Here is a 12,041-nt window from a genome sequence, read left to right as displayed (position 1 = left end):
AGGGCACCCCGCGCTAGGAACGGCTACTGCCGGGGATCAGGGTTCTTGGGATCGGTGGAGCCCATATCCGCGGCACCCAGGACACTGGCGGCCAGGGAATCGGATTTCTGGTTGGCTCGCGGTTTGAGCTCAGGGTGGTGCAGGTCCAGGGCCGGCCGTTCGGACCTGATCCTGGGCAGGGACGTAAAGTTATGCCGCGGCGGCGGGCAGGACGTAGCCCATTCCAGGGAACCGCCGAAGCCCCAGGGATCGTCCACCTCAACCTTCTTGCCGCGCCGCCAGGTGATGTACACGTTCCAGAAAAACGGGATCAGGGAGAAGCCCAGAATCATGGAGCCGATCGTGGACAGCTGGTTCATACCGGTGAAGTTGTCCTCCACCAGATAGTCCGCGTACCGCCGGGGCATTCCCAGCACACCCAGCCAGTGCTGGATCATGAAGGTCAGGTGGAAGCCCAGGAAGAGCAGCCAGAAGTGGATCTTTCCGAGCCGTTCGTTGAGCATCTTCCCGGTCCACTTCGGCCACCAGAAGTAGAACCCGCCGAACATCGCAAACACCACCGTGCCAAAGACCACGTAGTGGAAGTGTGCGACGACGAAGTACGTGTCGGAGACGTGGAAGTCCATGGGCGGTGAGGACAGGATGATGCCGGTCAGCCCGCCGAAGAGGAACGTGATCAGGAAGCCCAGCGCCCACATCATCGGCGTTTCGAAGGTGATGGACCCGCGCCACATGGTGCCGATCCAGTTGAAGAACTTCACGCCGGTGGGCACGGCAATGAACATGGTCAGCAGGGCGAAGAACGGCAGGAAGACCTGCCCGGTGACGTACATGTGGTGCGCCCAGACAGTCATGGACAGCCCGGCGATCGCAATCGTGGCGAAGACCAGGCCCTTGTAGCCGAAGATCGGTTTGCGGCTGAAAACCGGAATGATCTCGGAAATGATGCCGAAGAAGGGCAGGGCAATGATGTAGACCTCGGGATGGCCGAAGAACCAGAACAGGTGCTGCCAGAGGATGGCGCCGCCGTTCTCCGGATCGAAAATGTGGGCGTCGAATTTGCGGTCCAACCCCAGCGCGAACAGGGCGGCGGCCAGGGGCGGGAAAGCCATCAGCACCAGAATCGCCGTCACCAGCGTGTTCCAGGTGAAAATGGGTATCCGCCACATCGTCATCCCGGGTGCGCGCAGGCAGATGATCGTGGTGACGAAGTTGACCGATCCCAGAATGGTTCCAAACCCGGACAGGGCGAGCCCAAAGACCCACAGATCACCCCCGATTCCCGGCGAGAAAGCGGTGTTGGACAACGGCGCATAGGCCGTCCAGCCGAAGGACGCCGCCCCCTGCGGAGTGAGAAACCCGGACACCGCGATCAGCGAACCGAAGAGGAAGAACCAGTACGCCAAGGCGTTGAGCCGCGGGAACGCGACGTCCGGTGCGCCGATCTGCAGCGGCATCATCACGTTCGCGAACCCGGCGAACAGCGGGGTGGCGAACATCAGCAGCATCAGGGTCCCGTGCATGGTGAACAGCTGGTTGTACTGTTCCCGCGACGCCACGATTTCCAGGCCCGGCTGGAAGAGCTCGGCGCGGATGATCAGTGCCATCACGCCGGCCAGGCAGAAGAAGATAAACGACGTGATCAGATACAGATAGCCGACCTTCTTGTGGTCCGTGGTGGTCAGCCAGTCCACCACCACCCGGCCCTTGGATACCGGGACCACCCGCGGCGGTACCGCTGTTCCGTCGTCGGCCGTGTACTTCAGAGTAGACATCAGCGCCACCTTGGGTCCGCAGGAAATTCAGCCCGGCCGCCGCACCTGAACAACGCAGCCCAGTCTGCCTTGTACTGTAAATCCCCGGCGAAACGCAGTCCAGAGTAGGAACCGGTTTCCCGCCGCCGCAGCCGTTAGGGCCGGCGCACCCTCTCCCCGGCCCGCCAGACTGCGGCCGTCAGCGGCATTCCGGGCCGGTAGGCCAGATGCGCGGCGGCCGGCGCGTTCAGCAGGTGCAGATCGGCCCGGTGTCCGACGGCGAGCGAGCCCACCGCACGCTTCCCGTCCTCATCCGCGCCGGTCTGCCGCCGCAGCGCCAGCGCCCCGCCGTACGTGGCGGCGCGCACGGCCTCAGCGACGCTGAGCCCCATCTGCAGCACGGCCGTGGCGACGCAGAAGTTCATGGAGGAGGTGTAGGACGTTCCGGGATTGCAGTTGGAGGCCAGGGCAACCTCGATACCGGCGTCCAGCAGCCGGCGGGCCGGCGCCAGCGGCTGCCGCGTGGAGAGGTCGCAGGCCGGCAGGCAGGTAGCCACCGTGCCCGGCAGCGACCCGGCGTTCCGGGGATCCCAGCCGGCCCAGGTACCGGCGAGCGCCGCGACGTCGGCGTCCGCCAGATAATTGACGTGGTCCACACTCGCGGCCCCGAACTCGACGGCCAGCCGCACCCCGGCCCCCGGCCCCAGCTGGTTGCCGTGCACCCGCAGCCCCAGGCCCGCGTCCCGGCAGGCGGTGAGCACCCGGCGGGATTGTTCCTCGCTGAAGGCGCCGCGCTCGCAGAACACATCGGCCCACTGCACGTAGGGGCGCACGGCCGCCAGCATGGGCCCGCAGACCAGGTCGGTGTATTCCTCCGGATCACTGCCGGCCGGGACCAGGTGCGCGCCGAGGAACGTCACATCGTCCACCACGGTGGACGCGATCCGGGCGCTGCGGGCCTCCTGCTCCACGTCCAGCCCGTACCCGGTTTTTGTTTCCAGCCAGGTGGTGCCGCCGGCGGCCGCTTCGGCCTGCCGGGCGAGCAGCATCCGGGTGAGGTCGTAGTCCCCGGCGGCGCGGGTGGCTTCGGTGGTGACGGCGATGCCGCCTGCCTGGTACGTTTCCCCGGCCATCCGGGCAACAAATTCGGCACTGCGGTCCCCGGCGAACACCAGGTGCGTGTGCGAGTCCACCCAGCCCGGCAGCAGCGCCCGCCCGCCGGCGTCGTGCGCCTCATCCGCCGCCGGTGCGGCAGCAGCCGGACCGATCCAGGCGATGCGTTCGCCCTCCAGCACCAGCGCAGCATCCGTCAGCACCGAAGCTGCGCCGCGGGATGGGTCCATGGTGGAGAGTTCACCGATGTTGGTGATGAGGGTGGAGGCGCTCACGGCTGTCCTTTCGCTGCGGTTCCGTGCATGCTCTTGAAGGTTTCCCCGGGGGCGGATGCGGCTTCATCGAGTGTCCGGATCGCATTGGCCAGCAGCAGCCCGGGATCTCCAAGCCGCAGGTGCCGTCCGTGCTCGGCGGTGAGCGTGCCGCCGACGACGACGGCGGTGACGTCCTGGGCGGTGGCGGCGAGGGCCAGCTGGGCCGGGTCGGAGCCGGCCGTCCGGGCACTGGCCGGGTCCACTGCCATCAGGTCGCACAGGCTGCCCACGGCGAAGCCCGGCGCCCGCCGGCCCTGGGCGGCAGCGCCGGCGTCGGACACTGCCGTGTGCAGCGCCGCAGGGGTAAACCGGCCGCGGACGCCGGAAGACAGGCGTTCCCCGTGTTCCAATGCCCGCATTTCCAGCCAGGGATCCAGTACGGCGTGCTGGTCCGAGCCCAGGGCGATCCGCGCGCCGGCAGCAGCGAGCGCCGCGGCGGGGCCGATGCCGTCCGCGAGGTCGGCCTCGGTGCTGGGGCACATCACCACGGTGGCGCCGGCCCCGCCCAGCAGTTCAATGTCCGTGTCCGTGAGGTGGGTGGCGTGGACGGCGGAAAGCCGCGGGCTGAGCAGTCCATGCCGGTGCAGCAGCTGCGCCGGGGTCAGGCCGGCGGCCGCCAGGCAGGCCTGGTTTTCCGCGGGCTGTTCGGAGAGGTGGATGTGCAGCGGCAGGTCCGGATCCAAACCGGCGGCGATGACCGGCAGCGCGTCCGCCGGGACCGCCCGCACCGAGTGCAGTGCCGCGCCGACACTTACTTCGGCCGGATCGAACTCCGCTTCCACAGCGGTCCGCAGGGCAGCCAGCCGGCGGAGCCAGCCCTCGGGGCCGGCGTCGCCAAAGCGCAGCTGTTCCGGGTTCAGCGGCTCCCCAAAACCGCCGGCCAAATAGCAGGTGTCCAGCAGGGTCAGCCGGATGCCGGCGGCCTGAGCGGCGCGGCCCAGCGCCAGTTCCATGGCGTGCCCGGGATAGGGCGTGCCGTCCTGGCGGTGGTGCACGTAGTGGAACTCCGCGACGCTGGTGTAGCCCGCCGCCACCATTTCGGCGAAAACGGCGGTGGCCAGCTCCTCGTAGAGTTCCGGGGTCAGGGCCCCGGCGGCTTGGTACATTGCCTGCCGCCAGGTCCAGAAACTGTCCGCTCCGCCAACGTGGGTGCGGCCGCGAAGGACCCGGTGGAAGGCGTGCGAGTGGGCGTTCGAGGCAGCCGGAAACACAACGCCGTGCAGCAGCAGGTCGCCGGGGCGGGGAGCAGCGCCGGTTTCCACCGCCGCGACGACTCCGGCGGAATCCACGGTCAGCCGGACACCGGACTCAACCTGCCCGTCCCGTACCACCCGTTCACACCACACACCCCGGGCACGCGGGTTCACAGCAGGGCCTCCAGGACATCGGCGAGGGCCTCGGCTGAGTAGTCGGCGTCGGCGTCTTCCACATATTCCTCCGGAGAATGCGAGATCCCGGTGGGGTTGCGGACAAAAACCATGCCCGCCGGGACGTGACCGGCGAGGATTCCGGCGTCGTGCCCCGCGCCCGTGGCCAGGACGGGTGCCTGCGGCAGGGCCAGCTGCAGCTGGCGCTGGAGCGCCGGGTCAAAGGACGTGGTGGGGCTGAAGGACTCCTGGCTTAGGGCCACGGTGCAGCCTTCGAACGCGGCGGTCTTCTGCGCCTTGCCGTGGATGGCCTCCACCAGCTGGGCGGTGACCGCGTCGTCTTCGTGCCGGACGTCCAGCCACAGCTGAACCCGGGAGGCGATCACGTTGGTGCCGCCCGGGACCGCCTGGATCCGGCCCACCGTGGCGCGTGCGCCGGGCTGCGCTGCGGCCGCCTGCTGCACGGCCGTGATGATCTGTGCCGCAGCCACCATGGGATCCGCCCGGTCCTCCATCAGGGTGGTTCCGGCGTGGTTGCCCTGCCCGTGCACGGTGAGCTTCCAGCGGCCGTGGCCCAGGATGGAACTGCCGACGGCGACGGCGGGGCCGTCCTCGCCGAGCCCGCGCCCCTGTTCCACGTGCAGCTCCACGAAGTCCCCGATCCGGGCCAGGGACTCCTCATCCCGGCCGAGGTGTTCGGGGTCCAGCCCGGCGGCGCGGGCGGCATCGGCAAAGGAGGTGCCGTCGGCGTCGCGCAGTGCGCGTGCCCGGTCCGGGTCGATGGCGCCGGTCAGCAGCCGCGAGCCGAGGCAGGCGACGCCGAAGCGGGAGCCTTCCTCCTCCGGGAATACGGTGATGGCCAGGGACCGGTTGGGCTGTACGCCGCGTTCGTTCAGGACGTCGACGGCGGCCAGCGCCGCCGCGACGCCGAGCGGCCCGTCGAACGCCCCGCCGCCGGGGACGGAGTCCAGGTGGCTGCCGGTGACCAGTGCGCCCTTGTGCGGTTCACCCCACCAGGCCCAGAGGATGCCGTTGCGGTCCGTCTCCACCCCGAGTCCGCGGCTCCGTGCCTCGGCAATGAACCAGGCCCGCAGGTCCGTTTCCGCGGCCGAGAACACGGGGCGGCTGTAGCCGCCGCGGACCGGGTCGCGGCCGATGCCGGAGATGGCGTCCAGGAGGGTGGTGACGGTGGCCATGCGGTTCCTTGCTGGGTCTGGTTGCTGATGGGGAGGGTGCCGGAAGGGCGCCGGTGGGGAGGCTGGCTGGGTGCTGAAGCTGGTGCTGGTGCTGGTGCTGGTGCTGGTGCGGAACTGAACCCCGGGCTATTCAGCCATGGGGATGCGGACGCCGCGTTCAGCGGCCACTGCCTCCGCTTCCGGGTAGCCGGCGTCGACGTGCCGCATGACTCCGGTACCGGGATCGTTGGTGAGCAGGGCCTCCAGCTTGCGGGCCGCCAGTTCCGTGCCGTCCGCCACGGACACCTGCCCGGCGTGCAGCGACCGGCCGATGCCGACGCCGCCGCCGTGGTGGATCGATACCCAGGTGGCACCGGAGGAGGTGTTGAGCAGGGCGTTCAGCAGCGGCCAGTCGGCGATCGCGTCGGAACCGTCCTTCATGGCCTCGGTTTCCCGGTAGGGGGAGGCCACGGAACCGGAGTCCAGATGGTCCCGGCCGATCACGATCGGCGCGGAGACCTTGCCTTCGGCGACCAGCCGGTTGAACAGCAGTCCGGCCTTGGCCCGTTCGCCGTAGCCGAGCCAGCAGATCCGGGCCGGCAGTCCTTCGAACTCGACGTGCTCCGCCGCGGCGTCCAGCCAGCGGTGCAGGTGCTCCTTCTCCGGGAAGAGTTCCTTCAGCGCGGCATCGGTGACGGCGATGTCCGCCGGATCCCCGGACAGTGCCACCCAGCGGAACGGGCCCAGGCCTTCGCAGAACAGCGGCCGGATGTAGGCCGGAACGAAGCCCGGAAAGTCGAAGGCCCGCTCATAGCCGCCCTGCCGGGCTTCGTCGCGGATGGAATTGCCGTAGTCGAAAACCTCGGCCCCCGCGTCCTGGAAGCCGACCATGGCTTCAACGTGCCGTGCCATGGAGGCCTGGGCTTTTTTGGTGAAGCCTTCCGGGTCTGCCTCGGCCTCGCGGTGCCAGTCCTGGACGCTGATGCCCTCGGGCAGGTAGCTCAGCGGATCGTGGGCGGAGGTCTGGTCGGTGACGATGTCGAAGTCCGCGCCTTCCCCGGCATTCCGGCGGCGCAGCAGCTCGGGGAAAACCTCGGCGGCGTTGCCGACCAGGCCCACGGAGAGGGCCCGTCCCTCGGCCTTGGCCGCCATCACCTTGGCGAGGGCTGCGTCGAGGTCGGTTTCGACGTCGTCGAGGTAGCGTTTGCCGGCCCGGCGCCGGAGCCGGGACTCATCGACGTCGACAATCAGGACCGCCCCGCCGTTCAGCGTCACGGCCAGCGGCTGGGCACCGCCCATTCCGCCGCAGCCGCCCGTGAGGGTGGCGGTGCCGGCAAGCGTTGCGTTTTGATCGTTGAAGAGCTTTTTGGCGATCGCGGCGAAGGTCTCGTAGGTGCCCTGCAGGATGCCCTGGGTGCCGATGTAGATCCACGAACCGGCGGTCATCTGGCCGTACATGGTCAGTCCCTCGGCCTCGAGCCGGCGGAACTCGGGCCAGGTGGACCAGTCCCCCACGAGGTTGGAGTTGGCGATCAGCACCCGGGGCGCCCATTCGTTGGTGCGGAACACACCGACGGGTTTGCCGGACTGGACCAGGAGGGTTTCGTCGTCGTCGAGGGTCTTCAGGGTGCGGACGATCGCGTCGAACGATTCCCAGTTCCGGGCTGCCTTGCCGGTGCCGCCGTAAACCACCAGGTCCTCCGGGCGTTCGGCGACCTCCGGGTCCAGGTTGTTCATCAGCATCCGCAGCGGTGCCTCGGTCTGCCAGCTCTTGGCATTCAGCTCGGTACCGCGGGGTGCGCGGACGGTCCGCGAGGTGTTTGCTGTGGTGGTTACGGGGTTATTTGTGGTCATGGGGTTCTCCGTCGTCTTTGCCGGGCGGTGGGGTGGGTCAGCTGTGCGGTTAGCCCGGTGCCTGGACCGCGGCTGTTGCGGCCGTGAGCACCTGGCAGATGTCTTCGATGCGGGCGGGCGTCATCCGGTAGCTGGGGACAACCACGCTCATTGCCGCCACGGCTTTCCCGCCGGCGGTCAGGGGAACGGCAATCGCGGTGACGTCGGGTTCGACGCCGTCACTCACCACCGCGCAGCCCTGCGGTCCGGCGTCGTTGTGGAGGGCTTTCCCGGCGGCGCTGCCTTCGAGCACAAAGCGCCGGCCCACCCAGTTGGCGTGCCGGACGGACTGCGTGCCTTCGGCGATGGCGATGTACAGGCCGTGGCCGCCCGCGGCGGGAACGCTGAGGTACGTGGATTCCCCGGTCAGCTCAACGATCCGGTCCATGGCGCCGCGGTACGTGGCAATCAGCGACTCCTGGCTAAGGGCGAGCACTCCGAGCTGCACGATGGCCGGCCCTGGCCGGTAGGTTCCGTTCTCTTCCCGCCGCACAAAGTCGGTTCCTTCCAGGGTGCGGAGCAGCCGCAGCGCCGTACTGGTGGAGAGGCCTGCGGCTTTGGCAGCCTCCGACTGCGTCACGGCTCCCTGCCGGCACACCACGCTGAGCAGGGACAGCGCGCGTTCGACTGTCCGGGTGGTGCTGTCTGCCTTCACTGCCTCGGCCATGCGCCTGCTTTCCCTCGGCCGGCTGTTGCCGTTCACCTGTCCAACTGTTGCCATCTAGTAAAACAGCAATTTCACTAGGTGGCTAGAGGCAGCAAATACATCTACTTAGTTGAAAGTACAACTAAAACCTGAAACACTACTTGAAGCTTCAAGCAATAGACCGGGTGACTGCCGGATATACCGCGCATTCACTCCCCGAAAGAACGGTAAGAATCATGATTCGCTCCTCTCCCTCCGCGACCACGGCCGTGACCGTACTCCGCGTCGTTGCCGGCTTCATCTTCGCGGCCCACGGCTGGCAGAAGTTCAGCCAGTTCACCATCACCGGGACGCAGGCGTCGTTCGCCCAGATGGGCGTCCCGGCTGCCGACCTGGCAGCCCCTGTTGTTGCCACCTTGGAGCTCGTGGGCGGGGCCGCCCTGATCCTCGGCGTACTCACCCGGGTCTTCGCGGCGCTTCTCGCCCTGGATATGCTCGGCGCTCTCTTCCTCGTTCACGCACCGGCAGGAATTTTTGCCGCCGACGGCGGTTATGAACTGGTACTCCTGCTCGCCGCCGCGGCCGCCGCAATCGCGTTCTTCGGCCCCGCACGCCTTTCAGCCGATCACGCCCTGTTCAGCCGCACCAGGTTCAAAGCACTCGTATAGCCCCTCAATCAGGTGCCGGAACGTTCGCTTCCCTCCCGAACTGCAACTCCCAATGAAACGATCGCCATGAATTTCCTGTCCCACCTTTTCGGAAAGAAGAAGAAAATGACTGATATCACCATCATCGGAACCGGCAACATGGCCCGCGGACTCGCAGCCCGGGCAGTTGCCGCCGGAAAGACCGTCCAGCTGCTCGCGCACGATGACAAGGCCAAGGCAGACGCCCTCGCAGCAGAACTCGGCGGCCAGGTCTCCGCAGGGCTGCTGGGTGAGGAACTCACGGGCAACCTCGTGATCCCAGCCGTCTACTTCGACGCCTCAAAGGAAATTCTCGCCCGGTACGGAGACTCCCTGACCGGGAAGGTCTACGTCGACATCACCAACCCGATCGACTTCGCCACCTTCGATTCCCTGTCCGTTCCAGCCGACAGCTCGGCCGCGGAGGAACTGCAGAAGGCAACCGGAGCGAAGGTCATCAAGGCGTTCAACACCACCTTCGCCGCCACGCTGGCAGAAGGTGCCGTGGCTGGACAGCCCCTGGATGTCCTGATCGCCGGGGATGATGAAGCCGCAGTCCAGGCCGTTGCTGATTTCGCTTCAGCAGCCGGGCTCACCCCGGTGGTCGTGGGACCGCAGCGCCGTGCCCGGCAGCTCGAGCAGACCGGCTTCCTGCACATCCTGCTCTCGGCCAACGACCAGCTCCCCGCCTACCAGTGGAACTCGGCGCTGAAGGTGGTCCCGGCGGCCTAGACAGCCGCCCGGAGCGGCCTGAGAGCCGCTGCGGAACGAGGCGGTTACGCCCCGGCACGAACCGCGGCGGCACCCGATCCGGCCGGATCAAGTCCCTGGCCTTCGGCGGAATCCCCCGCATGGCCTCCGGCAACCGCCCGGCCATCCTGGCCCGGACCGGCCAGGATGGCTGCGGCAATGTCATCGGCATCCCGCAGGGTCCGGGCGCCGGCGTCGGCCGGGGCTCCGGCCTCGGCCGCGATCGCCGTGCCCCACTGCACGGAGGAGAGCTGCAGGCCGAGCACATAGAGGTCCGGCTGCGGTTCGCCCTTAATATCCAGCGGACGGTACGGCGGCAGGGAAACGTCCAGCCCGGAGGTCATTACCGGGGTGCCGTCGGCGGCCATCATGACCTTCGTGCGGGCCAGGCCCCGGTGCAGCATTCCTTCGAGCAGCGGGGACAGGCTGGCGCTGACCCGGTTGGCCGGCATCATGGCCTCGACCAGGGTTTTCGCCGCATACTCCTCCGGCGACCAGGGGGAGGACGCCGTGAAGACGGCTCGGGCCTCATCCACGTCGAACCGCGGATCCGGGCCCACGAAGTGGATCAGGCCGGCACGGGTGAGTGCAGCCAGCTGCTCGATCCGCTCCGGCGGCGGACCGCTGGCAAGGCCCTCAACCAGGGGTTCGAACCAGCCACGCAGTTCGGTGAGCCAGGATTCCTCGGACAGGCCGCCGTCGGCCACCACTGCCTTGAGCACGGAGCGTCCGGCGTTCAGCGCTCCGATCGCCATCTTCAGCGGATCGTCCTCGCCCCTGGCCGATCCGGCGGCGTCGGCTTCCAGATAGGCCAGCACGGCCGCGTCCACGTCCGCGGCACCGCTGAAGGGCCGCCGGCCCAGCGGCTGGGCGAGGGCTTCCAGGCTGGTGCGGCGCCCGGCCGGAACGCAGCGGCGGAGCACTTCTTCCTTGGCGGCGTCCCAGTCCGGGCCGTCCACACTGAGCGCGGCGTCCAATTCCCGCAGGAAATCCCCGGCGCCAACGGTGAGGCACTCCGGGGAGATCCGGGCCAGCGTGGAGTAATAGGCCCAGATGGCGTCCCGGTGCAGCAGCGGCCAGAAGTCGTGGTCGAACCCGGGCTGGATTCCTTCGGCGGCAAAACTCCCCGCCGTTTCCCGCGTGAACCAGCGCAGCTTCACGCTGCGGGGCAGATAGCTCTGCAGCTGGGCCTTCGCCCGGTAGGGCGTGCCCCGGCGGGAGGCTGCAACCAGCACCGGTTCCCGTCCGCTGGGTTCGTAGCGCAGTGCCCGCCCCGCGGGTTCGCCGGTGGGCACAAACTGCCCTCCGCGGCCGAGCGTCACCTGCGCCATAATGTCGAAGAAGTTCAGTCCCAGGCCGCGCACCAGCACTGGTTCTCCGGCGGGCAGCACGGAGAAGTCGGCGTCGGAGGGCACGGCCGGCGGCAGGTAGCGCAGGTCCAGCCGCGCAGCGGCGTCGTTGAGCCGGGACTGTTCGGGGTTCAGGGCCGCGGGCAGATGCCCCAGGGCAAGAACGACGGCGTCTGCCGCCAGGGCTGCCTCGCCTGCAAGTTCCAGGGTGAAACCGGTGTCGGTGCGGGCCAGTGACAGGGCCTCGGTCCGGTGATGGACGACGGCGGCGCCGGCCTGCGCTGCCGCTGCGGCCAGGCGGGCATAGGTCCATTCCAGGTAACGGCCGTACACGGCCCGGCTGGGGAAGTCCCCCGGCCCGAGGCGCGCGATTTCCTCCCGGTCCCCTGCGCTGAGGGCCGGTGCCGGATCTGCCGCCATGGCCTGTGCCCAGTCACCGAAAGAGAGTCCGGAGACGGAAGGGGCAAATCCTTCGCCCGGGGCCGGGGCCACCGTGGGAAACAGGCACGGGGTGTTCATCAGGAACAGCCGGGGCTGGCCGGTGCGCCAGACGTGCCCGGGACCGGGTGTGAAGGGGTCCACCATCCGGATGTCGAGTGCCGGGCGGTCCTCAGCGGGCAGTTCGAGGTATCTGGCGAGCAGCCGGTCCAGGACAGAGATACCGCGCGGGCCCGCTCCGATGACGGCAACGCGAAGTCCCTGGGATTTGTCCATGATCTAAGGGTATCTGCCCGTTTGCCCCCGGCCGGGCCGTGGCGGTCCGGCTGGGCCCCGCCCCCTGGGTATGCCCTAGGTAAAGGACACGAAGATAAAAACCGCCGCCACGAACACGCCCAGGATCCAGAACCAGCGGTTGACCCGTTTCCTGCCCTCGATGTCCGCCTCCGGCACCCGTGACCCGCGGAAGATCAGCACAATCAGGACGACGGCGGCGATGATTCCGGCGAACAGCAGCACGGTGGTGAGAATCGGCACGGCGGGCCCCCTGGGGCGT

10 protein-coding genes are annotated in these 12,041 nt (G+C 68.4%); 2 read left to right on the top strand and 8 right to left on the bottom strand.

What is annotated here, in order from left to right; all coding sequences use genetic code 11:
* Positions 1–23 precede the first annotated feature (23 nt).
* From ctaD to AL3_RS09860, 6 genes are all read right to left on the bottom strand, one after another.
* The gene (gene ctaD / locus AL3_RS09885) at positions 24–1,775 is read right to left on the bottom strand and encodes an aa3-type cytochrome oxidase subunit I (RefSeq protein WP_066300042.1); all 1,752 of its coding nucleotides are present in this window, start codon (positions 1,773–1,775) and stop codon (positions 24–26) included.
* 134 nt (positions 1,776–1,909) lie between these two features.
* The gene (hutI, locus tag AL3_RS09880; protein ID WP_066300248.1) at positions 1,910–3,097 is read right to left on the bottom strand and encodes an imidazolonepropionase; all 1,188 of its coding nucleotides are present in this window, start codon (positions 3,095–3,097) and stop codon (positions 1,910–1,912) included.
* Between the two features lie 41 nt (positions 3,098–3,138).
* The gene (locus AL3_RS09875) at positions 3,139–4,548 is read right to left on the bottom strand and encodes a formimidoylglutamate deiminase (protein ID WP_246168648.1); all 1,410 of its coding nucleotides are present in this window, start codon (positions 4,546–4,548) and stop codon (positions 3,139–3,141) included.
* Positions 4,545–5,744, bottom strand: a complete 1,200-nt coding sequence (locus AL3_RS09870; RefSeq protein ID WP_066300039.1) for an allantoate amidohydrolase — start codon at positions 5,742–5,744, stop codon at positions 4,545–4,547. The genes AL3_RS09875 and AL3_RS09870 overlap by 4 nt, the downstream gene beginning before the upstream one ends.
* A 126-nt stretch (positions 5,745–5,870) precedes the next feature.
* Positions 5,871–7,577 (bottom strand): urocanate hydratase, encoded by a 1,707-nt coding sequence (hutU, locus tag AL3_RS09865; RefSeq protein ID WP_066300037.1) that lies wholly within the window; start codon positions 7,575–7,577, stop codon positions 5,871–5,873.
* A gap of 49 nt (positions 7,578–7,626) precedes the next feature.
* Entirely contained in the window at positions 7,627–8,283 is a 657-nt protein-coding gene (locus tag AL3_RS09860; protein WP_066300035.1) for an IclR family transcriptional regulator, read from the bottom strand.
* Positions 8,284–8,498: 215 nt separating this feature from the next.
* Between AL3_RS09860 and AL3_RS09855 the strand changes: the two genes are divergently transcribed.
* A complete protein-coding gene (locus AL3_RS09855) occupies positions 8,499–8,930 on the top strand; it encodes a DoxX family protein (RefSeq protein WP_066300033.1) in 432 nt (143 codons plus the stop codon).
* Between the two features lie 105 nt (positions 8,931–9,035).
* Positions 9,036–9,680, top strand: a complete 645-nt coding sequence (locus tag AL3_RS09850) for an NADPH-dependent F420 reductase (RefSeq protein WP_066300247.1) — start codon at positions 9,036–9,038, stop codon at positions 9,678–9,680.
* Positions 9,681–9,724: 44 nt separating this feature from the next.
* On the opposite strand, the gene AL3_RS09845 is transcribed toward AL3_RS09850, so the two are convergent.
* Positions 9,725–11,761, bottom strand: a complete 2,037-nt coding sequence (locus tag AL3_RS09845; protein ID WP_083521638.1) for an FAD/NAD(P)-binding protein — start codon at positions 11,759–11,761, stop codon at positions 9,725–9,727.
* Between the two features lie 75 nt (positions 11,762–11,836).
* The gene (locus tag AL3_RS09840; protein ID WP_066300030.1) at positions 11,837–12,022 is read right to left on the bottom strand and encodes a hypothetical protein; all 186 of its coding nucleotides are present in this window, start codon (positions 12,020–12,022) and stop codon (positions 11,837–11,839) included.
* Positions 12,023–12,041 lie beyond the last annotated feature (19 nt).

The organism is Arthrobacter luteolus NBRC 107841 (genome assembly GCF_001552075.1).
Taxonomy (GTDB): domain Bacteria; phylum Actinomycetota; class Actinomycetes; order Actinomycetales; family Micrococcaceae; genus Arthrobacter_B; species Arthrobacter_B luteolus.
This window is presented reverse-complemented; position numbering and strand designations above follow the sequence as displayed.